This is a genomic window from Burkholderia sp. Ac-20344 (assembly GCF_017104975.1).
Lineage (GTDB): Bacteria > Pseudomonadota > Gammaproteobacteria > Burkholderiales > Burkholderiaceae > Burkholderia.
Window position 1 is genome coordinate 1 of sequence record NZ_JAAGPP010000108.1, and the last position, 23,649, is coordinate 23,649.

Here is a 23,649-nt window from a genome sequence, read left to right on the forward strand (position 1 = left end):
GGCGGCGCAGCCGCGGCGCCCGGCCGGACCGGCGCGAAAGGGCCGCTGCGGAGCGCGTCCGCCGGGCCGGCCGTACCCCGGCCCCGTTATGTAACCGTCATTTACACTTGGCGGCCCGGTGCAGCGTTTACAATAAGCGGGATCGAACGACAGGCGGGCGCACGGCCCGTCCTCTTTATACGGATTCATGGCAAAAGCTCCTTATTCCGCCCAGGCACAGGCGTTGCCGCACCGGATGTCGAAGCTCCTCACGGAGATCCGCTGGATTCTCCAGGTCGCGCTCGGCGCATTTCTGGTGATGGCCCTGCTGAGCTACAGCCGGCGCGATCCGAGCTGGACGCACGCCGCCCAGGTGGACCACATCTCGAACTGGGCCGGCCGCGTCGGTGCCTGGACGGCCGACATCATCCTGCTGCTGTTCGGCCTGTCGGCCTACTGGCTGATCGTGCCGCTCGCGCGCCGCATTGCCGTCAACTATCGCCGCATCACGCGCCACGAGGCGGTTTCGGACGAGCCCGAGCGGCCGATCGGCTGGCTCACCGAAATCCTCGCATTCGTGCTCGTCGTGCTGGCGTGCGACGGCATCGAGGCGCTGCGCATGTGGTCGCTGAAGGTGCAGCTGCCGCGTGCGCCAGGCGGCGTCGTCGGCGAGGCCGTCGCGGGCGCGATGTCGCACGCGTTCGGCTTCACCGGCGGCACGCTGCTGCTGCTGATCGCGCTGGCGATCGGCCTGTCGCTGTATTTCCGCTTCTCGTGGCTGTCGGTCGCCGAGCGCGTCGGCGGCGCGATCCTGTCCGCCGTCAACGTCGCGAAGCTGCGCCGCGAGGCCGAGCGCGACCGCAAGCTCGGCGAGGCCGCGGCCGTGCGCCGCGAAGGCAAGGTCGAAGAGGAGCGCGTGCGCATCGAGGATCACGAGCCCGTGACGATCGTGCCGCCGGTCGTCACGCCGGCGAAATCCGAGCGCGTCGAGCGCGAGCGCCAGGTGCCGCTCTTCACCGACCTGCCGGGCGATTCGACGCTGCCGCCGGTATCGCTGCTCGATCCCGCACCGAAGGCGCAGGAGGCGATTTCCGCCGATACGCTCGAATTCACGTCGCGCCTGATCGAGAAGAAGCTGAAGGACTTCGGCGTCGAGGCGAGCGTCGTCGCCGCGTATCCGGGCCCGGTCGTCACGCGCTACGAGATCGAGCCGGCCACCGGCGTGAAGGGTAGCCAGATCGTCAACCTCGCGAAGGATCTCGCGCGCTCGCTGTCGCTCGTGTCGATCCGCGTCGTCGAGACGATTCCCGGCAAGAACTACATGGCGCTCGAGTTGCCGAACCAGCGCCGCCAGACGGTCCACCTGTCCGAGATCATCGGTTCCGAGGTGTACGCGGCCGCCTCGTCGTCGCTGACGCTGAGCCTCGGCAAGGACATCGGCGGCAAGCCGGTGTGCGCGGATCTCGCGAAGATGCCGCACCTGCTCGTTGCCGGCACGACCGGTTCGGGCAAGTCGGTCGGGATCAACGCAATGATCCTGTCGCTGCTGTATAAAGCGACCGCCGAGCAGGTGCGCCTGATCCTGATCGATCCGAAGATGCTCGAAATGAGCGTCTACGAAGGCATTCCGCACCTGCTGTGCCCGGTCGTCACCGACATGCGCCAGGCCGGCCACGCGCTGAACTGGACGGTCGCGGAGATGGAGCGCCGCTACAAGCTGATGAGCAAGCTCGGCGTGCGCAACCTCGCGGGCTACAACAACAAGATCGACGAGGCCGCGAAGCGCGAGGAGAAGCTGCCGAATCCGTTCAGCCTGACGCCGGAAGATCCGGAGCCGCTCGGCCGCCTGCCGAACATCGTCGTCGTGATCGACGAGCTGGCCGACCTGATGATGGTCGTCGGCAAGAAGGTCGAGGAACTGATCGCACGGATCGCGCAGAAGGCGCGCGCGGCCGGCATCCACCTGATCCTGGCGACGCAGCGTCCGTCGGTCGACGTGATCACGGGCCTCATCAAGGCGAACGTGCCGACCCGGATCGCGTTCCAGGTGTCGTCGAAGATCGACTCGCGCACGATTCTCGACCAGATGGGCGCCGAATCGCTGCTCGGGATGGGCGACATGCTGTACCTGGCGCCGGGCACCGGGCTGCCCGTGCGCGTGCACGGCGCGTTCGTCGCCGACGACGAAGTGCACCGCGTCGTCGAGAAGCTCAAGGAGCAGGGCGAGCCGAACTACGTCGAGGGCCTGCTCGAAGGCGGCACCGCCGACGGCGACGAGGGCTCGGCCGGCGCGGGAACCGGCGAAGGCGGCGACGAGTCTGATCCGCTGTACGACCAGGCGGTCGAGATCGTCATCAAGAACCGCCGCGCGTCGATCTCGCTCGTGCAGCGCCACCTGCGGATCGGCTACAACCGCGCGGCGCGGCTGCTCGAGCAGATGGAGCAGTCGGGGCTCGTATCGGCGATGTCGTCGAGCGGCAACCGCGAAATTCTTGTGCCGGCGCGCGACGCGGAATGAGTCCGCGGCGTTCGCCGCGCCGGCCACCCAGGGAGAAAACCGCAATATGCAGCAACATTCGTTCGCAATGTCCCTTCGTTCGACGCGGCGCTGGCTCGGCGCGGCGCTCGCCGGCGCATCGCTGATGCTCGCGGCGACGCACGCGTTCGCGGGCGGCACCGAGCAACTGAAGGCGTTCGTGTCGCAGGTGCGTTCGGCGAAGGGCGACTTCACGCAGCAGATCGTCAAGGCACCGGCGAAGGGCGCGAGCGCCGCGCAGGCCGTGCCGAAGCCCACCGACAATTCGAGCGGCACGTTCGTGTTCGCGCGCCCGGGCAAGTTCATCTGGACGTACCAGAAGCCGTACCAGCAGGTGCTGCAGGCCGACGGCGAGAAGCTCTACGTGTACGACCGCGACCTGAACCAGGTCACCGAGCGCAAGCTGAACGGCGCGCTGGGCGCGAGCCCGGCCGCGATCCTGTTCGGCAGCAACGATCTCGACAAGAACTACACGCTGCGCGATGCCGGCGAGAAGGGCGGGATCGAGTGGCTCGAGATGCTGCCGAAGGCGCAGGACACGCAGTTCCAGCGGATCGGTATCGGCTTCCGCAACGGCACGCTCGCCGCGATGGAGCTGCACGACGTGTTCGGCAACGTCACGCTGCTGACGTTTACGAACATCCAGACGAATCCGCCGCTGAAGGGCGATACGTTCAAGTTCGTCGTGCCGAAGGGCGCCGACGTGATTACCGGCTGACCGGCGCCGCGCGCTGCTGTTTCCCCTACGGGCCTGCCGGCGACGGCAGGCCCGTATTGTTTTTGGACGCGGGCACCGGGCGCGGGCACCGGGTACGGCGGTGCATTCGCTCGGCTGTCATAATGTCGGGTCCGGCGGCCGGTTCGGCCGCGACCGTTTGATGTGGAGCGAGGGTTCATGTCCGATCTGTTTCAAGTCGAGCCGCGCCGCCCGCTCGCCGAGGCGCTGCGGCCGAAGACGCTCGCCGAGGTGATCGGCCAGACGCATTTGCTGGGCGAAGGCAAGCCGCTGCGGCTCGCGTTCGAATCGGGCAAGCCGCATTCGATGATCCTGTGGGGGCCGCCCGGCGTCGGCAAGACGACGCTCGCGCGGCTCACTGCACTCGCGTTCGACTGCGAGTTCATTGCGCTGTCCGCTGTGCTCGGCGGCGTGAAGGACATCCGCGAGTCGATGGAGCAGGCGAAGGACACGCTGAACCGCACCGGCCGCCACACGATCCTGTTCGTCGACGAGATCCACCGCTTCAACAAGGGGCAGCAGGACGCGTTGCTGCCGTTCGTCGAGTCGGGGCTCGTGACCTTCATCGGCGCGACGACCGAGAACCCGAGCTTCGAGGTCAATTCGGCCTTGCTGTCGCGGGCGCAGGTGTACGTGCTGAAGTCGCTGGACGACGACGAGATGCGCCAACTGCTGAAGCGTGCGCAGGAAATCGCGCTCGACGGCCTTTCGTTCGACGACAAGGCGATCGATACGCTGGTCGGCTACGCGGACGGCGACGCGCGGCGCTTCCTGAACCTGCTCGAGCAGGCGCAGACCGCGGCCACGTCGGCCGGTGTCGCGACGATCGATGCCGAATTCGTCAGCAGCGCGATGACGCTGAACGCGCGCCGCTTCGACAAGGGCGGCGACAACTTCTACGACCAGATCTCGGCGCTGCACAAGTCGGTGCGCGGCTCGAGCCCGGACGGCGCGCTGTACTGGTTCTGCCGGATGATCGACGGCGGCGCGGATCCGAAGTACCTCGCGCGGCGGATCGTGCGGATGGCGTGGGAAGATATCGGCCTCGCCGATCCGCGCGCGCTGCAGATGGCGAACGACGCGGCCGAAACCTACGAGCGGCTCGGCTCGCCGGAAGGCGAGCTCGCGCTCGGGCAGGCGGTGATCTATCTCGCGTGCGCGGCGAAGAGCAACGCGGGCTACAACGCGTTCAACCAGGCGATGGCGTTCGTGAAGCAGGACAAGTCGCGCGAGGTGCCCGTGCATCTGCGCAACGCGCCGACCAAGCTGATGAAGGAGCTCGGCTACGGTCACGCGTATCGTTACGCGCACGACGAGCCGAATGCGTATGCGGCCGGCGAGACGTACCTGCCGGACGGAATCCGCGAACCGCGCTGGTACAAGCCGGTGCCGCGCGGCCTCGAATCGAAGATCGCCGACAAGCTCGCGTGGCTGCGCGAACTCGACCGCGAGGCCGGCAAGAAGGACTGACGGCAACGCGCACGGCGCGGTCCGGCAAGCGCCGCCGCGAACGCGTCAGCGCTTGCGGCCCGGCTGCTTGTTCCAATAGTCGAACGGCTCCTGATGGCACTCGATGTCGAGTTCGGCGACGCGGGCGTGCAGGCTCTGCTGCGCATCGGCGATCGCGAGGTTGTAGATCGCGGGCGCGATCTCCTCGACGAAGAAGTGCAGCAGCGCGCCGGCCTGGATATTGCCGATCGGCTCGTCCATGTTTTCTGTGAAATAGCGTTGCAGCGACGCGATCGCGCGGTCGCGTACGTCCTTGTCCAGTTCGATGGCCATCGGGTTCCTTGAGTCGATGTGACGTGTGGCGGGTGCCTCGGTCGATGCGCTGCTGCGGGCACGCACGGGCGTTTCGCGAGCCGCGGCGCTTCGATGCCGCGTGATTTCGCGGGTGCCGGCGGGCGGACCGGCAAAGCGATACTGCCATGGCCGTCGCACCACGGTCATCGCCCGTTTGCAGCATTGTCCGTCCGGCCAGTGCCGTGGCGGCCCCGCGGTGCGTTAGAATTCCCGTCTTACACAACGATTCTCCAAGTCCTCCCATGCTCGACATCCAGTTGCTGCGCAAAGACCTCGACGGCGTCGCCCAGCGCCTCGCCGATCGCGGCTACACCCTCGACATCGCCGCGTTCTCCGCCCTCGAAGCGGAACGCCGCGCGATCCAGACCCGCACCGAAGAGCTCCAGGCGCGCCGCAACAGCCTGTCGAAGCAGATCGGCGCGATGAAGGGGAAGGGCGAGGACACGTCGGCCGTGATGGCGGAGGTCGGCGGGATCGGCGACGAAATGAAGGCGGGAGAAGCCAAGCTCGGCGAGATCCAGGCGCGCCTGTCCGACCTGATGCTGGGCATGCCGAACGTCGCGCATGAAAGCGTGCCGGTCGGCAAGGACGAAGCCGACAACGTCGAGGTGCGCCGCTGGGGCACGCCGCGCCAGTTCGATTTCGAGGTGAAGGATCACGTCGACGTCGGCACGCCGCTCGGCCTCGATTTCGAGACCGGCGCGAAGCTCGCCGGCGCGCGCTTCACGATGCTGCGCGGCGCGATCGCGCGCCTGCACCGCGCGCTCGCGCAGTTCATGATCGACACGCACACGCAGCAGCACGGCTACACCGAGACGTATACGCCGTACATCGTGAACCCGGAGATCCTGTACGGCACGGGCCAACTGCCGAAGTTCGCGGACGACATGTTCCGCGTCGAGAAGGGCGGCGAGGAGAACAAGGTCACGCAATACCTGATCTCCACGTCGGAAATCTCGCTGACGAACACCGTGCGCGAGTCGATCGTCGACGCGTCCGCGCTGCCGATCAAGCTGACCGCGCATTCCCCGTGCTTCCGCTCGGAAGCCGGTTCGTACGGCCGCGACACGCGCGGGATGATCCGCCAGCACCAGTTCGACAAGGTCGAGATGGTGCAGGTCGTCGCGCCGGAAGCGTCGTACGCGGCGCTCGACGAGATGGTCGGCCATGCGGAAGCGATCCTGCAGAAGCTCGGCCTGCCGTACCGCGTGATCACGCTGTGCACGGGCGACATGGGCTTTTCGGCCGCGAAGACGTTCGACCTCGAGGTGTGGCTGCCTGCGCAGAACACCTATCGCGAGATCTCGAGCTGTTCGAACACCGAAGCGTTCCAGGCGCGCCGGATGCAGGCGCGTTTCCGCAACGCGCAGGGCAAGCCCGAGCTCGTGCATACGCTGAACGGTTCGGGTCTCGCGGTCGGCCGCACGCTCGTCGCGGTGCTGGAGAACTACCAGAACGCGGACGGCTCGGTCACGGTGCCGGAAGTGCTGCGTCCGTACATGGGCGGCGTCGAGCGCATCGACGCGCCGGCACAGGCGTCGTAAGGTCGCGCACCGGCAAGCCCCCGAAGTCCTCGCAAAAAATTTGCAAAAAGGGCTTGTGAGTTTAGAAGAGATCGTTCTATAATCTTTTCTTTCGCGGAAACGACCAACCGCGAAATGCAGTAAAGCAGCAAGGAAGGAGAGGTGGCAGAGTGGTCGAATGTACCTGACTCGAAATCAGGCGTACGGTTTCCCCGTACCGTGGGTTCGAATCCCACCCTCTCCGCCAAAATACGAAGCCCCTTGATCCGGAAGGATCAAGGGGTTTTTCGTTTTGGGTTCGCGGCGTGTGTGTCGTGTCGCAAGCCGTTGCAGCGGCAACCGCTCGATCATCGGCAATTCGGATCGTGCTGATACGATGGCGGCCCATCGCGTGCACGATCGTGCCGCATCCTCGATACAGCCGCGCTGAATGGCAAACACCGCGATCCCATGACGGACCGAGTGTCAGAAAGTCCTGACGGGCTGCGTTGCTGACTGCCGTCATCGCAATCGTGGACATCTGCGGCGCGCATGGCGTTGCGGCGCCGCGCCGACGAAAGCCTCCCCCGGCTCGTCCCCCGCGATCACGCCGCGGCCGGAAATTGCGCGAGCACCCGGGCGCGGATCGACGGCTTGATGTTCGATTGCGCCATGTCACCGCCGTAGTGCGCGACGACGCGCGGATTCATCACGCGATACCAGAGCGGCGGCACGTAGGCGAACAGGATCATCGTCGCGTAGCCGGCCGGCAGTTGCGGCGAATCGTCGAAGTGGCGCAGCGCCTGGTACGAGCGCGTCGGGTTCGCGTGATGGTCGGCGTGCCGCTGCAACTGGTACAGGAACAGGTTGGTGACGACGTGATTGCTGTTCCACGAATGCTGCGGCGTGCAGCGTTCGTAGCGGCCGCTCGGCAGCTTGCGGCGGCCGAGCCCGTAGTGTTCGACGTAGTTCACGACTTCGAGCAGCGACGCGCCGTAGACGGCCTGGATCACGAGGAACGGGATCACGACCTTGCCGGCCATCGCGATCGCGATGCCCCATACGACGACGGTCATCGCCCATGCGTGCAGCACCTCGTTGCGCCAGGTCCACGGCGAATGCCCGAGCCGTTCGAGGCGCGCCTTCTCGAGCCGCCACGCCGAGCGGATGCTCCCGGTCACGGTGCGCGGCAGGAACGCCCAGAACGATTCGCCGTAGCGCGCGCTCGCCGGATCCTCGGCCGTCGCGACGCGCACGTGATGGCCGCGGTTGTGCTCGACGTAGAAGTGGCCGTAAGCGACTGGCGCGAGCGTGATCTTCGCGAGCCAGCGCTCGAAGCGGTTGGTCTTGTGCCCGAGCTCGTGCGCGGTATTGATCGAGATGCCCGTCGCGGCGCCGAGCGACAGCGCGAAGCCGACGTAGTCGTACCAGGCGAGCGCGTGCGTGCCGACGATCCATACGCACACGAAGAACGCGACGTATTCGACGAGGGTCGCGAGATAGACGATCAACCGGTAGTAGCGCTCCCGTTCGAGGTGCGGCACGACGGCCTCGGGCGGGTTGTCGCGATCGTCGCCGATCAGCGTGTCGAGGATCGGGATCACGCCGAACGCGAACAGCGGGCCGAACCACCAGAACACGTGCAGGCCCGTCGACAGCGCGAGCTGGGCGGCGAGGATCGGCAGCGTGATCGTCAGCGCGCCGAGCAGCCACAGGTAACGCTTGCCATCCGACCAGCCCGAAGCCGATCCGTCGGTCATTGCCATTGTCTCCCTCCTGCCGGCCGGCCCGAAGGCGGCCGCCTGTACGGTTATTCGAATTCTCGTTGGTCCGCGACGCACGCGCGGTTGCGCCGGATCGTCACCCGGTTCTGCCAGTTATACGACCCATGCGCACACTTGCCAAACCCTGGCGCTAGGCGCGCGGCTCCAAACGGCGGGGCGTGTGCGGCGCAGGCAGGGAAGGGCCCGCGCACGCTGATTGAAACATGCGGGGAAGGCCGAATCGGCCCGTACGGGCGGCGGGTTTGTCAGACGGATGGCGGGTCGTGACGCGCGCGGGCATCGGCGCCACAGGTTCGCAACAAATGTTGCGTCGCAATATGCGGAGGGCGGCGGCTACCCGTGACACCTGCTTTCGAGTTACCAATATTACGGATCATTACGGCTTTCGCGATGAAATGTGCAGGGCCCGACGGGCGACTGCCTCATGTCGCAAGGCGACTGGCGCCATGTATCGAACGAAGCCGTCGCGGCTGTCGTCCGGCGGCATGCATCGGCCTGGCGATGCTGCACGTGCACATCGGCTGGCCGCATGGCTGCTGGTGGTGGGTGCCGCCTTTCGATTCGCGCCGCCATTTGAAAATTACGATTTGACTCATGCCCCGCTTTCGGTTGAAGCTAATAGCTTGCTGTCCGAAGGGGGCTGTGCCTGCATGAGTTCGACCTTGACCGTTCGTCGTATCGTTGCCGACCAGGGCGGCGTGTATCGCGAACTCCGCGCCGCATCGCTGCGCGAGCCCTACGCGCCCGGCGAAGCGCCGGAGGCCGAATTGCTGAACGTCGAAACGGACGCAGCGTCGGCGATCGCCGCGCAACGCGCCGTGTCCGACGAATCGACGACTTTCCTGCTGTATACCGAAGGCCATCCGGCCGGCATGATCGGCGCGTATTTCGACAATACGCCCGATCGGCGCGCGTTCGTCAGCGAGCTGTGGGTCGCGCACGCGGTGCGTCACCTGCGCGGCGGCGTGCTGCTGCTGGAGACGGCCACTGCATGGCTCGCCGAGCGCGGCGCCCAGGACGTCTACGCATGGATTGCCGATGCGAACCGCAACGCAATCCGCTTCTACGAGCGTGCGGGCTTCGGCAACACCGGCGAACACGCGCCGATCGCGCGGATGCCCGGCGCGATGAAATCGCTGTACGTATCGCAGGTGAAGCACTGACGCGACGTCAGAACGCGGGTCGCACGCCGCGATGAAGGTCCGGTCGCCCGCTTGCCTGCCCGCCTGCCGGCTGCGCGCCCGCCCGGGCCGCCGCCACCCGGTTCCCCAAAAATAATGGCCGCGCGCGTGGACGCCTGTAAAATACGCAAAAAATTTTTGCAGAGTGTCCATGTCGCTTAAAAAATCGCCATTCTTCGAGCTGCGCAGCGGATCGGTCGATACGTTGCTGTTCACCGTGAAGACGACCGATCTCGATGCGTTGCGTACCGAACTGGTCAAGCGCTTCGAAGCGACTCCCGAGTTTTTCGCCGACGATGTCGTCGCGATCGACGTCCGCCGCCTGGCTGAAGGCGAACGCGTCGTGCTGGCGGACATCCGCCAGATGCTGAACGACGTGCGGATGCGCCCGGTGGGCGTCGTCGCGCTGGCAACGCAGGGCTGGGCGGGGGAAGCCGGCCTGCCGTTGCTCGAGGCGCGCGATCGCCGCGCGCCGGCCGGGAAGCACGCCGACGAAGCGGAACCGGTGCCTGCGCCCGTTGCCGAAGCCGCCGCTCCGGCAGCCGAACCGGCGCCGGAGCCCGCACCGACGTTGTTGCAGGCAGGCGGCCAGACGCTCGTGATCGACCGGCCGTTGCGTTCGGGGCAGCAGATTTACGCGAAAGGGGACCTCGTGGTGCTCGCGCCGGTCAGTCACGGCGCGGAAATCATTGCGGAAGGCAATATCCACATCTACGCGCCGTTGCGCGGCCGCGCACTCGCGGGCGTGCACGGCAATCACGACGCGCGCATTTTCTGCACGTGTCTCGAGCCGGAACTGATTTCGATCGCGGGTATCTATCGAACAACCGAGAACCCGCTGCCCGCCGACGTACTGGGCAAAGCGGTGCAGATCCGGCTCGAAGAGGAAAAACTGATGATCGAACCGCTGCGCCTGACGTAATACACGTGGTGCGCTCCGGGTCGATCGGCTCTCATTGACGAACACAGGGTATTGGGTAAATGGCAAAAATCATCGTGGTGACCTCGGGCAAGGGCGGCGTGGGCAAGACGACGACGAGCGCGAGCTTTGCGTCCGGTCTCGCGCTGCGCGGCCACAAGACGGCCGTGATCGACTTCGACGTCGGCCTGCGCAACCTCGATCTCATCATGGGCTGCGAACGCCGCGTGGTGTACGACCTCGTGAACGTGATCCAGGGTGAAGCGAACCTGAATCAGGCGCTGATCAAGGACAAGAAGTGCGAGAACCTGTTCATCCTGCCGGCGTCGCAGACGCGCGACAAGGATGCGCTCACGCGCGAAGGCGTCGAAAAGGTGCTGAACGACCTCGTCGCGATGGACTTCGCGTACATCGTCTGCGATTCGCCGGCCGGTATCGAGGCGGGCGCGCTGCACGCGATGTACTTCGCGGACGAAGCGCTGATCGTCACGAACCCGGAAGTGTCGTCGGTGCGCGACTCCGACCGCATTCTCGGCATTCTGTCGTCGAAGACGAAGCGTGCGACCGAAGGCAAGGATCCGATCAAGGAGCACCTGCTGATCACGCGCTACAGCCCGAAGCGCGTCAGCGAAGGCGAGATGCTGTCGCTCGAGGACATCAGCGAGATCCTGCGCATCAAGCTGATCGGCGTGGTGCCCGAGTCGGAAGCCGTGCTGCATGCATCGAACCAGGGTCTGCCGGCCGTGCATATCGACGGCACCGACGTTGCGGAAGCGTACAAGGACGTCGTCGCCCGCTTCCTCGGCGAAGACAAGCCGCTGCGCTTCACCGATTACCAGAAGCCGGGCCTGCTGCAGCGCCTCTTCGGCAGCAAGTAACGGAGGCCGCCCATGTCCATCCTTTCGTTTCTCCTCGGCGAGAAGAAGAAGTCCGCATCGGTCGCGAAGGAGCGCCTGCAGCTCATCATCGCGCACGAGCGCGTCGGCGGCCGCCCGCCGGCCGATTACCTGCCGGCGCTGCAGAAGGAGCTGGTCGCGGTCATCTCGAAGTACGTCCATATTTCGAACGATGACATCCGCGTGAGCCTCGAGCGCCAGGACGATCTCGAAGTCCTCGAAGTGAAGATCGAGATCCCGCAAGCCTGACCGTTGCAGGTATCCCTCCGCACGGCGGCACCTGCCGCCGTGCGCGTCTTACGCCCTGTTGCACTTTCGGGCACGTCGTAACACGGCGTCTGTCGGCCGTTATCGCGCCTTCCGCATTGAACGAATACGCTCGCGTAACTTGTTCAACCAGGAGGTTGTGATGGCTGTCTCTACCGTTCAACGTCGTATCGTTTCGCTCGCCCTGTTTGCCGCGGGCCTGTCAGCCGTCGTCGCACCGTTTGCCGCGCATGCGGACGAGATTCTCGTCGGCACGCCCGTGATCGCGCCGCAGGGCCGCGTGGTCGTCGCCGAGCCGGTCGCCGTGCGCACCGAGGAAATCGTCGTCGTCGCGCCGAATGCGCCGCCGCCGGTGCGCTACGAGGTCGTGCCGGCCTCGCGTGTGGGCTACGTGTGGGACCGTGGGCACTGGCACTGGGATCATGGCCGCTACGTGTGGATCGGCGGCCACTGGGAAGCCGAGCGCGTCGGCATGCACTGGGTGCCGGGCCATTGGGACCAGCGCGGTCCGAACTGGTTCTGGACCCGTGGCCACTGGGCATGATGGAGGCGGGCGATGAAAAGAACCGCAATTGCCATCGCGCTCGTCGCGATCACGCTGGCCGGGTGCATCGTCGTGCCGGCACGGCCCGTGTACTACCGGCCGGCACCCGTCGTGATCTACTGAGTATCGCGCGGGCCGGGCTGCGCCGGACCGTTCGCACCGGCCGCAGCCGGCTCGTCGTCGTGCGGCGCCGGCGCATGCGCTGCGCCTTCGACCGGCGCGGCGGCGGGGGGCACTTCGCCGCCTTTGCCGCTTTTACCGCCTTCGTCGCGCAGCGTGTCGAGCGGATCGGCGGGCGCGGCGGCCGCATCCTGCGGCTCGGTGACATTGGTTGCCATCGTCGCGCTCGCCGCGGTTGCGGCAGCCGGTTCGGCAGCCGCGACGGGCGGCGCGAGATAGCGCTGGGCGAGCGTTTCGTAAAGCGGCGGCGCAAAAAAGCGCGATACGCGGCTCGACACCAACGCAGTGGCCATCAGCGAAATCACGAGCGCGTGACCGTTGATCATCTCCATCACGATCACGAAGGACGTGATCGGCGACTGCGTGACTGCTGCCATATAGCCGACCATCGCGAGCGCGATCAGCATCGGCAGGCTCATGTTGCTGAACACGATGTGCAGCAGGTTGCCGAACCCGGCGCCGATCGACAGCGACGGTGCGAAGATGCCGCCCGGGATGCCCGGCAGGTACGACGCGACCATCGACACCATCTTCAGGAACGGATAGAACACCGACAGATGCTGGCTGCCGTCAAGCAGGCCGCGCGCCTCGGCATAGCCGCTGCCGAAGGTCGTGCCGCCCGATACCAGGCCGACGACGGCGATCGTGAGGCCGCACAGCGCGGCGAACGCGATCGGCCGCTCGCGATACAGGCCCAGCAGCTGCGCGGGCAGCCAGCGCCCCGTGTTGAGCAGCAACCAGCAGAACAGGCCGCCCGCGATCCCCGTGACGATCGCGGTGACCAGCACGGCGAGCGCCAGCAGTTTCGGGAAATGGGGGCCCGCATCGATCGTGCCGAAATACGTGTAGTTGCCGTTCAGGCCGAGCGCGACGACGCCGGCAAGGATGATCGCGGTGATCAGCACGCCGCTGGCGCGCGCGGAGAAGCTGCGTGTCAGCTCCTCGATCGCGAACACGATCCCGGCGAGCGGCGTATTGAATGCGGCCGACAGCCCGGCCGCCGCGCCGGCGAGCACCAGTTGACGTTCGATCTGCGCGTTCGAGCGCGGGTAGAAGCGTCGCAGGTTGAACATCAGCGCCGCGCCGATCTGCACGGTCGGTCCTTCGCGGCCGATCGTGAAGCCGCCCAGGATGCCGAGGAACGAGACCAGCACCTTGCCGAACAGGATGCGCAGCGTCAGCAGCCGGGAGCCGAACGCGCTCGGGCGCGCATGCAGCGTCGCGATCACCTGCGGGATGCCGCTGCCCTCGGCACCTCGGAAGAAGCGGCGCGTGATCCATACCGACCCCGCGGCGATGGCGGGCGTCAGCAGCAGCGGCAGCCACGCGGCGTGATCGCGCATCGTGCGGAAGGTCTCGTAGCCCCAGTCGATCAGTCGCGCGTAGAGCACGGCCGCGAGGCCGACGACGATCGCGCCGAGCCAGAAAACGCCGTACTGGCGCCAGATTCTCAACGAGCGACGGGTGAGCGCGGGAAACAGGGCGGGAAGAGCGGGTCGTGGCATCGACGCGGGCCGGCAGGCAAAGACCGAATTATAAAAAGATCCGCATGCGAGCGGGGTGCGACAATGGTTAGTTCATCCGCGAGATGCATTTTGTTGCAAAAGTAATGTTGGCGTAATGTCCGCGCCGAGTAACCATCGTTAGCATGCCCTATTGGCCGGCCTATCCCCACACATCGTGAAACGTATCCTCATCGTGAAAGTGACGTCGCTCGGCGACGTCGTCCAGACACTGCCCGTCGTCGCGGATCTGCATCGCGCTTTTCCCGGCGTAACGGTCGACTGGGCGGTGGACGAATCGTGCGCGGAGGTCGTGCGCTGGCATCCGGGCGTCAGCAATGTCCTTTGCGCGCCGCTGCGCCGCTTCAAGAAGCTGCGCAATCGCGGCGACCTGAAAGCGATTTCGGCATCGATCGGCGCGCTACGGGCGCACCGCTACGATGCGGTGATCGACCTGCACGGCGTCTACAAGAGCGCGATCATTTCGGTGCTCGCGCGCGCCGCGCGCCGCGTCGGCTACCAGACGCAGGATCTCGGCGAAACGGGCGCACGCTTCGCGTATTCGCATCGCTTCGGTCCGCGACCGGACTGCGACGCCTGGCACGGGATGCGCGTGAGCGCGGGCGAGGCGCTCGGCTACGCGCCCGAGGGCATCGCCACGTACGGTATCGTCCCGCCGCAGGACGTGAACCTGCCGGCGGCCGTGACCGACGGCGCTCCGTTCATGCTGCTGTTCCATGCGACGTCCAACCCCGACAAGAAATGGCCGGCCGATCACTGGGCCGCGCTCGCCACGCAGATGATGGCGCGCGGCGTGCGCGTGCTGTTGCCGTGGGGATCGGCTGCCGAGCATGGCGATGCGAAGGACATCGCCGCGCGTGCGCCGGGGGCAGTCGTGCTACCCGCGATGACGGTGCGCGAGCTTGGCGCGGCGCTCGGCCGGGCTGCACTCGTGGTGGGGGTCGATACGGGGTTCGTGCACATGGCGCACGCGCTGCGGCGGCCGACCGTGATGATTTTCGTCGCGACGTCGCGGCACCATTGCGGTATCGGCGGCGCGCCGAATGCACTGTCGATCGGCGAACCGGGCACGATGCCGTCGGTCGAGGAGGCGCTCGACGCAATCGATGCGGTCGGTCCGGCCTACGGCGCGCTGCGCGCGCCGCTGACCGCCTGACGAAGCGGCGCGGGCCGGTTCAGGCGAGCAGCGCCTCGACCGTGACGACGGCGGCGATGGCCGCCAGATTCGCCAGTAGCGCCTCGAACACGAGGCCGCGCCACGTCTTCGGCCGGAAGCGCAGCGCGAGCAGTAGCGCGCCGCCCAGCGCAAGCGCGAGGATCACGACGAGATCGGCATTGCCGAGGCGGATATTCATGGCGGCGGCTCCTTCGGGGCGGAATCCCGGGCGTGCGCAGCGGCGCACCCGGGATCGAGTATAGGCAGCGCCGGCCACCGCACAACCCGGGTCGCCCCGGAGTCTCAGACGAGCGACGCGTCGCGCGTTTCGCGCATCAGCAGCACGCCGATCAGGCTGATTGCCGCCGCAACCGATACATAACCGCCGACCCACGACAGCCCGCCGCGCGCTGCCAGCAATTGCGCGATATACGGCGCGATCGACGCGCCGAGAATCCCGCCGAGGTTGTATGCCACGCCCGCGCCCGTATAGCGGACGTTGGTCGGGAACAGTTCCGGCAGCAGCGCGCCCATCGGCGCGAACGTCACGCCCATCAGGAACAGCTCGATCGTCAGGAACAGCGCGACGAGCGGCATCGAGCCGCTGCCGAGCAGCGGCTCCATCGCGAAGCCCGACAGCAGGGCGGCGACTGCACCCACGACGAGCACCGGCTTGCGGCCGAAGCGGTCGGATGCCCAAGCGGACAGCGGCGTCGCGAGCCCCATGAACACGACTGCGAAACACAGCAGGCCGAGGAAGCTCTGGCGCGGAATATGCAGCGCCGACACGCCGTACGACAGCGAGAACACCGTCGAGATGTAGAACAGCGTGTAGCAGACGACCATCGCGAGCGCACCGAGCAGCGTCGGCTGCCAGTGCTGCGTGACGAGTGTTGCGACCGGCACGCGCACGCGCTCGTTGCGATCAAGCGCAGCCTGGAACGCGGGCGTTTCGGTGATCTTGAGCCGCACGTACAGGCCGAGCGCGACGAGCACCGCGCTGACCAGGAACGGGATGCGCCAGCCCCAGCTGCGGAACTGCTCGTCCGACAGCGACAGCGCGAGCGCGAAGAACAGGCCGTTCGACATCAGGAAGCCGACCGAGGGCCCGAGCTGCGGGAACATCCCGAACCAGCCGCGCTTGCCCTGCGGCGCGTGCTCGGTCGCGAGCAGCGCGGCGCCGCCCCATTCGCCGCCGAGGCCGATCCCCTGGCCGAAGCGCAGCACGCACAGCAGCACCGGCGCGAGCGTGCCGATCGCGTCGTAGCCGGGCACGAAGCCGATCGCGGTGGTGGACACGCCCATCACGAGCAGCGACGCGACGAGCGTCGACTTGCGGCCGATGCGGTCGCCGAAGTGCCCGAACAGGAACGAGCCGATCGGGCGGGCGATGAACGCGATGCCGAACGTGACGAACGCGGACAGCGCCTGGGCGGTCGCGGAGCCGTGCGGGAAGAAGACGGGGCCGATGACGAGCGCGGCGGCCGTTGCGTACACGTAGAAATCGTAGAACTCGATCGCGGTGCCGATGAAGCTCGCGAACACGATGCGCCGGTGGCTGACGGCGCCGGCCGAACCGGTTGCGTGTGCAACGGCCGGGGGGGATGCGGACATGGATGTCTCCGTTTTGTCGTTGGGGCGGGCGGCTGGGCGTGCGGTCGGGCAGGCAGGATGCCTGCCGGGGGGCGCCGAGCGGATGATGCGGTGGCGGCGCGGACGTCACCCGCCGGTCGACGATGGAGACGGGTACGTCGCCGCCGCCCGGTGCCGGCGTGGTCGGCTCGCATGCCGGGTGGGGCGTGCGAACGCGCGCGCGGCGTGATGGCCGCGCGATTGCGGAAAATTATAGCCAGCGCCGCCGCGCACCGGCAATCGCGGCGCGGCGAGCGGTCAGTCGATCGATTGCGCCTGCGCCGACGCGGTGCTTTGCAACTGGAAGTGGCCGTCGTCGTTGAAGAGCCAGCCTTCCATCAATTCGAGCCGGCCGTTGCCGTCGAGCAGTCTCGACGGCGGCACCGGCAGCGGCGCCGAGCGGCGCAGCGACGCGAGCGCGAGCGCTTCCGCTTCGGGGTCGCCGTTGCTGCGATAGACGGACGCGTTGATGAGCCGGCCGCTGCCATCGACGGTGAAGGCTACGACGACGAGCGAACGGAGCATCGCCTGCGGTGTGCCGTGCAGCATGCCGGATGGATTGCGTTCGGCGACGCGCTGCGCGACCTCGACGCGGTACTGGGCGAGGTTGCCGCTGCGGGTGATCGACGGAATCGTCAGGACCGAGTGCAGCGACGGAGGCGGCGTGATCGTGCACGCTGCGAGCATGGCGACGACGGCCAGTGCAACTGCACGCAGCCGGTCGACGCGCGGACGGGGAAGGGGGCGCATGGGAGGCTAGCCAGAAGTGACTATAAAAAAATGATAGGCGCACGGACACGAGCCGATATCGGGAGAAACGCATAACGGACGATGCCGGATGATTCAATCGCTGATGACGAGGAGGCGTGCGTCCGCGCATCGCGATGTGACGTGACATGTGACGGCACGCTCGCGCGGTTGCCGCAGGTATGCATCCCGGCGTGCGTGTTGCAAGGTTGAAAGAAAGGCGCGGAACGCGAGTGGCACACACGCGCATGGCGATGGTCCGTCCGGGTGTAGCGGTTGCCGCGGGCACCACCGCTGCCGACGCCCGCACAATTGCCAGCGACGCGTGCCGCCCGGTTCAGAATCCGTGCGTGACGAGTGACAGGATCGACAGGTCGGGGTGTGTGCCGTCGATGATGCTCTTGCCGATGTGCACGGCTTCGTGGACGGCTTCGTCGAGGCTCGCGAAGCTTTCCTCGCCGTCCGCATGGAATGGCACCGCGTGGCCGGGTAACGCAGGATTCGCGCCCGGATGGCACACGTAGCCGGTATAGGTGTAGCGTGTGTCGCTGCCGGGCACGGTGGCCGGCACGACATGGATCTCGAAGCCTTCGTAATCGACGGGTTCCGTCGGTGTCGACAGTTCGGTCATGGCGATCTCCGTTTACCGCGCGCAGGGGTGGCGCGCGCGGCATCGAGTACGCGGCGGCGGTCATGTCGCCGTGTTGATCGAATTCTAGGTGATCGCGCGACCGGCCGGGAGGCTTCAGGCACGGTGTGACGCGACGGCGGGCCGCCGCTCGTGTCTGCGGCTCAGGTGCCGCGCGAGGCCGGGCGCGAACGCACGTGCCGTTTCGACGGACGGGTTCGCGTGCGGCGCCGCATCATTATTTGCAGCGCGCGTCCTTGCGCTGCACGACGATGATCACCGGGTATTTCTGGCCGTGGTCGAGCTCCACGCGTGCCACGACGGTCAGCGTCGCCGGATCGGAATCGTCGTACACGCTGACCTGTTCGTTCCGAAGGTAGGTCACGCCGGTGCAGTTCGACGTGCGTCCGTCGTCCCCCACCTTGCACTGGAGGTCGTTGTCCTTCAGGTAGTTGTAGGGCGACGGGCTCGCGAGGTACTCGCTCAGGCCGCGCGGCGAGCCGCCGACGCCGGACACGTAGGCGATCGCGCACGACGCTGGCGCGTCGCTGGCGGAGGCGGTGTCGGCCGTCGCCTGCGTGCTGACGGCAACCAGCAGCGCGGCAAGCGACGAGACGATGAAGGGCTTCATGACGTGGGTTTCCCGTTTCGCGAATCGGAGCGCCGGATTGTAACGGCATCCGGCGCGACGCGTCGGAACGTGGGGGACGGGCGTGCGCGGACCAACAAAAAACCCCGTCATTCGGTGAATGGACGGGGTTTGGCGAACTTCCTGGCGGAAGCGGTGAGATTCGAACTCACGGACAGTTTCCCGTCGCCGGTTTTCAAGACCGGTGCCTTAAACCGCTCGGCCACGCTTCCACACGAGGCGGCATTGTAACCGAAATGCCGCGACGTTCATTCCTTCAATCGTCGCGCAGGAACAATTCCTGCAGGTCGTTGAGGAAACGCTGGCCGAGCGGCGTCGGCGCGATCTGCGCGAAATCGCGCGCGATCAGCCCGCGCCGTTCCGCTTCCTGCAGCGCCGGCTCGATCGTGCTCATCGGCAGGCCGGTGCGTTCGGCGAAGCTGTGCACGGGGAAGCCCTCGACGAGCCGCAGCGTGTTCAGCATGAACTCGAACGGCAGGTCGCGCGCGCCGACTTCACGCTCTTCCTGCACGGCCGTGCCGGCCATCGCCTGCTCGATGAAAGTGGCCGGATGCTTGTAGCGTGCCTGCCGCAGGATCCGGTTCGGGAACGACAGCTTCGTGTGCGCGCCCGCGCCGATCCCGAGATAGTCGCCGAAGCGCCAGTAGTTCAGGTTGTGCTTGCACTGGTGATTCGGCCTGGCATACGCGGAAACTTCGTAGCGCCCGTAACCGGCTTCGGCCGTGCGCGCGTGGATCCACTCCTGCATGTCGGCCGACGCGTCGTCGTCGGGGACCACCGGCGGGAACTTCGCGAACAGCGTATTCGGCTCGAGCGTCAGGTGATACAGCGACAGATGCGGCGGCGCGTACGACAGCGCGGTCTCGATGTCGGTACGGCATTCGTCGAGCGTCTGGTTCGGCAGCGCGAACATCAGGTCGAGGTTGAAGTTGTCGAAGTTCTTCGCGGCGATCTCGACGGCTGCGCGCGCCTGCGCGGTGTCGTGAATCCGGCCGAGCGCCTTCAGGTGCGTTTCGTTGAAGCTCTGGATGCCGACCGACAGGCGATTCACGCCGCTCGCGCGGAACTGCGCGAACTTCGCGGCCTCGAACGTACCCGGATTCGCCTCGAGCGTGATCTCGGCATCGGCGTCGAGCGGCAGCAGCGCGCGCACGTCGGACAGCATCCGGTCGAGACCGGCTGCCGACAGCAGGCTCGGCGTGCCGCCGCCGATGAATACCGTATGCACCTGCCGGCCCCACACGAGCGGCAGCGCCTGCTCGAGATCGGCGCGCAGCGCGTCGAGATACTCGGTTTCCGGAAACCGTTCGCCTTTCCACTCGTGCGAATTGAAATCGCAGTATGGGCACTTGCGCACACACCACGGGAAATGCACGTACAGCGCGAGCGGCGGCAGCGACGTGAGCCGAACCTGGCCGGGCGATGTGAAGGTCGCGACGACGCGTGCGCCGGTTTCCGCGGCTTGGCTCATGCAACCTCCGTTGGCGAACGGGTATCGGGCACGCTCATGCTTCCTCCGCAAGCCGCGCCAGCAGCGCCTTCAGCGCCAGCGCGCGATGGCTGTGCGTGTTTTTCACGGCCGGCTCGAGCTCGGCGGCCGTTGCGCCGAGCGACGGCAGGTAGAAATACGGGTCATAGCCGAAACCGTGCTCGCCGCGCGGCGTATCGACGATCTCGCCCGCCCAGCGCCCTTCGGCGAACAGCGGCTCGGGGTCGTCCGCATGGCGTACGAGCGCGAGCACGCAGCAGTAGTATGCGCGCCGGTCGTCGATGCCGCGCAATTGCTCGACGAGATACGCGTTGTTCGCCGCGTCGCCCTTGTCGCGGCCCGCGCGCTGCGCGTAGCGCGCCGAATAGACGCCCGGCGCGCCGCGCAGCACGCGCACGCACAGGCCCGAATCGTCGGCGATCGCCGGCAGCCCGGTGAGCCGCGACGCGTGGCGTGCCTTCGTCAGCGCGTTCTCGATGAAGGTGCCGAACGGCTCTTCCGCCTCGGGCACCGCGAGGTCGCCCTGCGGGACGATCTCGATGCCGACCGTCGAGAACAGCGCGGTGAATTCGCGCAGCTTGCCGGCGTTGTTCGATGCGAGAACGATGCGCGACAGCGGCGCGATGGTGTGGTCGTCCGGCATGTCAGGCGCCCAGCACGTCTTTCTGGCGCTGCACGAGCTCGGCGATCCCGCCTTGCGCGAGGTCGAGCAGCGCGTTCATCTCGGCGCGCGAGAACGGCACGCCTTCGGCCGTGCCCTGGACTTCGACGAAGCCGCCGGCGCCCGTCATCACGACGTTCATGTCGGTGTCGCAGCGCGAATCTTCCGCGTAATCGAGGTCGAGCACGGGCGCGCCTTCGTACACGCCGACCGAGATCGCGGCGACGTGGTCGGTGATCGGCGAGCGCGTGAGCTTGCCGGCCGCGATCAGCTTCGACACGGCGTCGTGAGCGGCGACGAACGCGCCGGTGATGCTCGCCGTGCGCGTGCCGCCGTCGGCCTGGATCACGTCGCAGTCGATGTGGATCGTGCGCGGGCCGAGCGCCTCGAGGTCGAACACCGCGCGCAGCGCGCGGCCGATCAGGCGCTGAATTTCCTGCGTGCGGCCGGTCTGCTTGCCGCGCGCGGCTTCGCGGTCGCTGCGCGTGTGCGTCGCGCGCGGCAGCATCCCGTATTCGGCGGTCAGCCAGCCTTGCCCGCGGTCGCGCAGGAAGTCGGGCACGCGTTCGGAGACGCTCGCGGTGCAGAGCACCTTGGTGTCGCCGAATTCGACCAGCACCGAGCCTTCGGCATGTTTCGTGTAGTGGCGCGTGAGGGCGACCTTGCGCAGTTCGTCGGCGCGGCGGCCGCTCGGGCGGGAAACGGAGGACGTCATGTGGGAATCGCGGAACGAGAGGAAACCCCGATTTTAGCGCCGAACGGCGGGCTTGCCCGGCGGGGTGGTCCGCAAAAATGGGATAATGCGCGCTTCCCGCCCCGCGCTTTCCGATGCGCCGGGCGCCTCGACATATCCCCGCCCGCGAGGGCACCCAGACGGCGAGACGAACCATGATCTACAGCATGACGGGCTACGCGAGCGCGACGCGCGAACTCGCGACGGCCACCGGCAACGGCGGCACCAGCGTGTCGGTCGAACTGCGCACCGTGAATTCGCGCTTCCTCGACCTGAATTTCCGGATGCCGGACGACGTGCGCGCGTGCGAACCCGCGCTGCGCGAAATGCTCATGAACAAGCTGTCGCGCGGCAAGGTCGACATCCGCATCAACCTGCAGCGCGGCGAGCAGAGCATCGGCGCGGGCGCGCTGAACCAGTCGGCGCTCGGCCAGCTCGCCGAGCTCGAGCGCTCGGTGCTCGACACGTTCCCGGGCGTCGGCCGCCTGCGTGCGGGCGAGATCCTGCGCTGGCCCGGCGTGATCGCCGAGAGCGGCGTGTCGGCGGATGCGATCCGCGACGCGGTGCTCGCGTGCGGCAAGGAAGCGATCGGCGAGCTCGTCGTCGTGCGTTCGCGCGAAGGCGCGCAGCTGGCGACGATGCTGCTGTCGAACGTCGCCGAGATGGAAGCGATCGTCGCGCGCATCACGCCGCTCGTGCCGGAGCTGATCGCGAAGCATCAGCAGAAGATCGTCGAGCGGCTGCAGGAAGCGCTCGGCATCGCGGCGCCCGAAGGCAGCGCGCCGATCGTCACGCGCGAGGAAGCCGCGGAGCGCATTCGCCAGGAAGTGACGATGTACGGGATCCGGATCGACATCGCGGAAGAGCTGTCGCGGCTCACCGCGCACCTGAACGAAACGCGCCATGTGATCGAGAAGGGCGGCCGCGTCGGCAAGCGTCTCGACTTCATGATGCAGGAACTGAATCGCGAAGCGAACACGCTCGGCTCGAAGGCGGCGGCGAAGGAACTCGCCGACGCGTCGATGGCGCTCAAGCTGTTGATCGAGCAGATGCGCGAGCAAGTGCAAAACCTGGAGTAAAAGAGATGAAACAACCCCCCCGTCTCCCGCAAGCGCTTCCATCGAAGTGCCGGCCCTGCGGAGGCTGACATGACCGAATCTCATCGCGACGCCCACGCGTCGCATTCGCTGCACGGCGGCGTCTATCCCGGCAACCTGTTCATGGTCGTCGCGCCGTCGGGTGCCGGCAAGTCGACGCTCGTGAATGCGCTGCTGTCGAAGGACCACGACATCTGCCTGTCGATCTCGTACACGACGCGCAAGCCGCGTCCGGGCGAACAGGACGGCCGGCACTATCACTTCACGACGGTCGAGGATTTCCGCACGCGTCACACGGCGCACGAATTCCTCGAGAGCGCGGAAGTGCACGGCAACTACTACGGCACGTCGCGCGTCTGGATCGAAGAGCAGATGAAGAACGGCCACGACGTGCTGCTCGAGATCGACTGGCAGGGCGCGCTGCAGGTGAAGAAGCAGTTCCGCAACGCGGTCGGCATCTTCATCCTGCCGCCGTCGCTCGACGCGCTCGAGGAGCGCCTGAAGAAGCGCGGCCAGGACGAGCCGAACGTGATCACGCGGCGCCTGCTTGCTGCCGGCAGCGAGATCGCGCACGCGTCGGAAGCGGAATACGTGGTGATCAACGAGAACTTCGAGCGTGCGCTCGCGGAGCTCGAATGCATCGTCGCGGCCACGCGCCTGCGCTTTGCTTCGCAGTACGCGCGACACACGGAGCTGTTCATCGAGCTCGGCATCCATCTGCCCCACGCGGAATGACGCGGGGGACGAGGGACATAAGGTAGAATAAGGACTATATTCAGAAGGAATTACCAACATGGCTCGCATTACCGTCGAAGACTGCCTGAAGCAAATCCCGAACCGCTTCGAACTGGCGCTCGCCGCCACCTATCGCGCGCGGCAGCTCGCGCAAGGCCATACGCCGAAGATCGAAAGCCGCGACAAGCCGACCGTCGTCGCGCTGCGCGAAATCGCTGCCGGCCAGGTCGGCGTCGAGATGCTGAAGAAGGTGCCGGTGTAACGCGCATCCG

General features: G+C 66.9%; 24 protein-coding genes and 2 tRNA genes. 14 read left to right on the forward strand and 12 right to left on the reverse strand.

The annotated features are described in order from the left end of the window. Nucleotides 1-187 precede the first annotated feature (187 nt). The 3 genes from G3N64_RS27645 to G3N64_RS27655 all read left to right on the forward strand — a co-directional run bounded on the left by G3N64_RS27645 (nucleotide 188) and on the right by G3N64_RS27655 (nucleotide 4,721). Nucleotides 188-2,497, forward strand: a complete 2,310-nt coding sequence (locus G3N64_RS27645; protein ID WP_205786772.1) for a DNA translocase FtsK — start codon at nucleotides 188-190, stop codon at nucleotides 2,495-2,497. A 46-nt stretch (nucleotides 2,498-2,543) separates the two neighbouring features. Then, entirely contained in the window at nucleotides 2,544-3,233 is a 690-nt protein-coding gene (lolA, locus tag G3N64_RS27650; RefSeq protein WP_027788119.1) for an outer membrane lipoprotein chaperone LolA, read from the forward strand. A gap of 177 nt (nucleotides 3,234-3,410) precedes the next feature. Beyond that, entirely contained in the window at nucleotides 3,411-4,721 is a 1,311-nt protein-coding gene (locus G3N64_RS27655; protein ID WP_205786774.1) for a replication-associated recombination protein A, read from the forward strand. A 45-nt stretch (nucleotides 4,722-4,766) separates the two neighbouring features. Here the strand turns inward: G3N64_RS27655 and G3N64_RS27660 are convergent, their stop codons facing one another. Further along, complete coding sequence (locus G3N64_RS27660) at nucleotides 4,767-5,033, reverse strand: DUF2164 domain-containing protein (protein WP_205786776.1); 267 nt, start codon at nucleotides 5,031-5,033, stop codon at nucleotides 4,767-4,769. Between the two features lie 263 nt (nucleotides 5,034-5,296). Between G3N64_RS27660 and serS the strand changes: the two genes are divergently transcribed. Continuing rightward, nucleotides 5,297-6,598 carry a serine--tRNA ligase gene (gene serS, locus G3N64_RS27665; RefSeq protein ID WP_205786778.1) on the forward strand — a complete coding sequence of 434 codons (1,302 nt, stop codon included), beginning with the start codon at nucleotides 5,297-5,299 and terminating at the stop codon, nucleotides 6,596-6,598. A 135-nt stretch (nucleotides 6,599-6,733) separates the two neighbouring features. Continuing rightward, a tRNA-Ser gene (locus G3N64_RS27670) sits at nucleotides 6,734-6,824 on the forward strand. A 337-nt stretch (nucleotides 6,825-7,161) separates the two neighbouring features. Here G3N64_RS27670 and G3N64_RS27675 read toward each other — a convergent pair. After that, the gene (locus G3N64_RS27675; RefSeq protein ID WP_205786780.1) at nucleotides 7,162-8,322 is read right to left on the reverse strand and encodes an alkane 1-monooxygenase; all 1,161 of its coding nucleotides are present in this window, start codon (nucleotides 8,320-8,322) and stop codon (nucleotides 7,162-7,164) included. A gap of 539 nt (nucleotides 8,323-8,861) precedes the next feature. Between G3N64_RS27675 and G3N64_RS27680 the strand changes: the two genes are divergently transcribed. From G3N64_RS27680 to G3N64_RS27700, 5 genes are all read left to right on the forward strand, one after another. Further along, nucleotides 8,862-9,503, forward strand: a complete 642-nt coding sequence (locus G3N64_RS27680; RefSeq protein ID WP_241021245.1) for a GNAT family N-acetyltransferase — start codon at nucleotides 8,862-8,864, stop codon at nucleotides 9,501-9,503. A gap of 169 nt (nucleotides 9,504-9,672) precedes the next feature. Then, entirely contained in the window at nucleotides 9,673-10,443 is a 771-nt protein-coding gene (minC, locus tag G3N64_RS27685) for a septum site-determining protein MinC (RefSeq protein ID WP_205786782.1), read from the forward strand. Between the two features lie 59 nt (nucleotides 10,444-10,502). Beyond that, nucleotides 10,503-11,318, forward strand: a complete 816-nt coding sequence (gene minD / locus G3N64_RS27690) for a septum site-determining protein MinD (RefSeq protein WP_174918271.1) — start codon at nucleotides 10,503-10,505, stop codon at nucleotides 11,316-11,318. 12 nt (nucleotides 11,319-11,330) lie between these two features. Next, nucleotides 11,331-11,585: a cell division topological specificity factor MinE gene (gene minE / locus G3N64_RS27695; protein ID WP_006486661.1), complete on the forward strand. Its 255-nt coding sequence runs from the start codon at nucleotides 11,331-11,333 to the stop codon at nucleotides 11,583-11,585. A 160-nt stretch (nucleotides 11,586-11,745) separates the two neighbouring features. Further along, on the forward strand, nucleotides 11,746-12,147 hold the full coding sequence (locus G3N64_RS27700; protein WP_205786784.1) for a YXWGXW repeat-containing protein: 402 nt from the start codon (nucleotides 11,746-11,748) through the stop codon (nucleotides 12,145-12,147). Nucleotides 12,148-12,263: 116 nt separating this feature from the next. Here G3N64_RS27700 and G3N64_RS27705 read toward each other — a convergent pair whose 3' ends face one another. Beyond that, on the reverse strand, nucleotides 12,264-13,832 hold the full coding sequence (locus G3N64_RS27705) for a chloride channel protein (RefSeq protein WP_205786786.1): 1,569 nt from the start codon (nucleotides 13,830-13,832) through the stop codon (nucleotides 12,264-12,266). A 175-nt stretch (nucleotides 13,833-14,007) separates the two neighbouring features. On the opposite strand from G3N64_RS27705, the gene waaC reads away from it, so the two are divergent. After that, on the forward strand, nucleotides 14,008-15,006 hold the full coding sequence (gene waaC, locus G3N64_RS27710; RefSeq protein WP_205786788.1) for a lipopolysaccharide heptosyltransferase I: 999 nt from the start codon (nucleotides 14,008-14,010) through the stop codon (nucleotides 15,004-15,006). A 19-nt stretch (nucleotides 15,007-15,025) separates the two neighbouring features. Here waaC and G3N64_RS27715 read toward each other — a convergent pair whose 3' ends face one another. From G3N64_RS27715 to rph, 9 genes are all read right to left on the reverse strand, one after another. Further along, complete coding sequence (locus G3N64_RS27715; protein WP_205786789.1) at nucleotides 15,026-15,205, reverse strand: hypothetical protein; 180 nt, start codon at nucleotides 15,203-15,205, stop codon at nucleotides 15,026-15,028. 104 nt (nucleotides 15,206-15,309) lie between these two features. Then, complete coding sequence (locus tag G3N64_RS27720) at nucleotides 15,310-16,620, reverse strand: MFS transporter (RefSeq protein WP_205786791.1); 1,311 nt, start codon at nucleotides 16,618-16,620, stop codon at nucleotides 15,310-15,312. 276 nt (nucleotides 16,621-16,896) lie between these two features. After that, nucleotides 16,897-17,388 carry an energy transducer TonB gene (locus tag G3N64_RS27725; protein WP_205786793.1) on the reverse strand — a complete coding sequence of 164 codons (492 nt, stop codon included), beginning with the start codon at nucleotides 17,386-17,388 and terminating at the stop codon, nucleotides 16,897-16,899. 334 nt (nucleotides 17,389-17,722) lie between these two features. Then, on the reverse strand, nucleotides 17,723-18,016 hold the full coding sequence (locus G3N64_RS27730) for a hypothetical protein (RefSeq protein WP_205786795.1): 294 nt from the start codon (nucleotides 18,014-18,016) through the stop codon (nucleotides 17,723-17,725). A 235-nt stretch (nucleotides 18,017-18,251) separates the two neighbouring features. Continuing rightward, a complete protein-coding gene (locus G3N64_RS27735) occupies nucleotides 18,252-18,644 on the reverse strand; it encodes a hypothetical protein (protein ID WP_205786798.1) in 393 nt (130 codons plus the stop codon). 142 nt (nucleotides 18,645-18,786) lie between these two features. After that, nucleotides 18,787-18,874: transfer RNA gene (locus tag G3N64_RS27740), tRNA-Ser, on the reverse strand. A gap of 44 nt (nucleotides 18,875-18,918) precedes the next feature. After that, the gene (gene hemW, locus G3N64_RS27745) at nucleotides 18,919-20,133 is read right to left on the reverse strand and encodes a radical SAM family heme chaperone HemW (protein ID WP_205786800.1); all 1,215 of its coding nucleotides are present in this window, start codon (nucleotides 20,131-20,133) and stop codon (nucleotides 18,919-18,921) included. Between the two features lie 34 nt (nucleotides 20,134-20,167). Continuing rightward, a complete protein-coding gene (rdgB, locus tag G3N64_RS27750; RefSeq protein ID WP_205786802.1) occupies nucleotides 20,168-20,794 on the reverse strand; it encodes an RdgB/HAM1 family non-canonical purine NTP pyrophosphatase in 627 nt (208 codons plus the stop codon). Between the two features lies 1 nt (nucleotide 20,795). Further along, complete coding sequence (gene rph / locus G3N64_RS27755) at nucleotides 20,796-21,527, reverse strand: ribonuclease PH (RefSeq protein ID WP_205786804.1); 732 nt, start codon at nucleotides 21,525-21,527, stop codon at nucleotides 20,796-20,798. A 173-nt stretch (nucleotides 21,528-21,700) separates the two neighbouring features. Here rph and G3N64_RS27760 point away from each other — a divergent pair, with 173 nt between their 5' ends. The 3 genes from G3N64_RS27760 to rpoZ all read left to right on the forward strand — a co-directional run bounded on the left by G3N64_RS27760 (nucleotide 21,701) and on the right by rpoZ (nucleotide 23,639). Further along, the gene (locus G3N64_RS27760) at nucleotides 21,701-22,624 is read left to right on the forward strand and encodes a YicC/YloC family endoribonuclease (protein WP_205786806.1); all 924 of its coding nucleotides are present in this window, start codon (nucleotides 21,701-21,703) and stop codon (nucleotides 22,622-22,624) included. 69 nt (nucleotides 22,625-22,693) lie between these two features. After that, complete coding sequence (gene gmk, locus G3N64_RS27765) at nucleotides 22,694-23,377, forward strand: guanylate kinase (protein WP_205786808.1); 684 nt, start codon at nucleotides 22,694-22,696, stop codon at nucleotides 23,375-23,377. 58 nt (nucleotides 23,378-23,435) lie between these two features. Next, complete coding sequence (rpoZ, locus tag G3N64_RS27770) at nucleotides 23,436-23,639, forward strand: DNA-directed RNA polymerase subunit omega (protein ID WP_006025620.1); 204 nt, start codon at nucleotides 23,436-23,438, stop codon at nucleotides 23,637-23,639. Nucleotides 23,640-23,649: the final 10 nt, after the last annotated feature.

Bases quoted from the DNA above. Each gene is read 5' to 3' on its own strand.
- minD (WP_174918271.1), top strand. From the start codon at position 10,503: ATGGCAAAAATCATCGTGGTGACCTCGGGCAAGGGCGGCGTGGGCAAG.
- G3N64_RS27655 (WP_205786774.1), top strand. From the start codon at position 3,411: ATGTCCGATCTGTTTCAAGTCGAGCCGCGCCGCCCGCTCGCCGAGGCG.
- G3N64_RS27735 (WP_205786798.1), bottom strand. From the start codon at position 18,644: ATGAAGCCCTTCATCGTCTCGTCGCTTGCCGCGCTGCTGGTTGCCGTC.
- G3N64_RS27700 (WP_205786784.1), top strand. From the start codon at position 11,746: ATGGCTGTCTCTACCGTTCAACGTCGTATCGTTTCGCTCGCCCTGTTT.
- rpoZ (WP_006025620.1), top strand. From the start codon at position 23,436: ATGGCTCGCATTACCGTCGAAGACTGCCTGAAGCAAATCCCGAACCGC.
- G3N64_RS27725 (WP_205786793.1), bottom strand. From the start codon at position 17,388: ATGCGCCCCCTTCCCCGTCCGCGCGTCGACCGGCTGCGTGCAGTTGCA.
- gmk (WP_205786808.1), top strand. From the start codon at position 22,694: ATGACCGAATCTCATCGCGACGCCCACGCGTCGCATTCGCTGCACGGC.
- rdgB (WP_205786802.1), bottom strand. From the start codon at position 20,794: ATGCCGGACGACCACACCATCGCGCCGCTGTCGCGCATCGTTCTCGCA.
- hemW (WP_205786800.1), bottom strand. From the start codon at position 20,133: ATGAGCCAAGCCGCGGAAACCGGCGCACGCGTCGTCGCGACCTTCACA.
- G3N64_RS27720 (WP_205786791.1), bottom strand. From the start codon at position 16,620: ATGTCCGCATCCCCCCCGGCCGTTGCACACGCAACCGGTTCGGCCGGC.
- G3N64_RS27645 (WP_205786772.1), top strand. From the start codon at position 188: ATGGCAAAAGCTCCTTATTCCGCCCAGGCACAGGCGTTGCCGCACCGG.
- G3N64_RS27660 (WP_205786776.1), bottom strand. From the start codon at position 5,033: ATGGCCATCGAACTGGACAAGGACGTACGCGACCGCGCGATCGCGTCG.
- G3N64_RS27760 (WP_205786806.1), top strand. From the start codon at position 21,701: ATGATCTACAGCATGACGGGCTACGCGAGCGCGACGCGCGAACTCGCG.
- minC (WP_205786782.1), top strand. From the start codon at position 9,673: ATGTCGCTTAAAAAATCGCCATTCTTCGAGCTGCGCAGCGGATCGGTC.
- lolA (WP_027788119.1), top strand. From the start codon at position 2,544: ATGCAGCAACATTCGTTCGCAATGTCCCTTCGTTCGACGCGGCGCTGG.
- G3N64_RS27730 (WP_205786795.1), bottom strand. From the start codon at position 18,016: ATGACCGAACTGTCGACACCGACGGAACCCGTCGATTACGAAGGCTTC.
- G3N64_RS27675 (WP_205786780.1), bottom strand. From the start codon at position 8,322: ATGGCAATGACCGACGGATCGGCTTCGGGCTGGTCGGATGGCAAGCGT.
- G3N64_RS27705 (WP_205786786.1), bottom strand. From the start codon at position 13,832: ATGCCACGACCCGCTCTTCCCGCCCTGTTTCCCGCGCTCACCCGTCGC.
- minE (WP_006486661.1), top strand. From the start codon at position 11,331: ATGTCCATCCTTTCGTTTCTCCTCGGCGAGAAGAAGAAGTCCGCATCG.
- rph (WP_205786804.1), bottom strand. From the start codon at position 21,527: ATGACGTCCTCCGTTTCCCGCCCGAGCGGCCGCCGCGCCGACGAACTG.
- serS (WP_205786778.1), top strand. From the start codon at position 5,297: ATGCTCGACATCCAGTTGCTGCGCAAAGACCTCGACGGCGTCGCCCAG.
- G3N64_RS27715 (WP_205786789.1), bottom strand. From the start codon at position 15,205: ATGAATATCCGCCTCGGCAATGCCGATCTCGTCGTGATCCTCGCGCTT.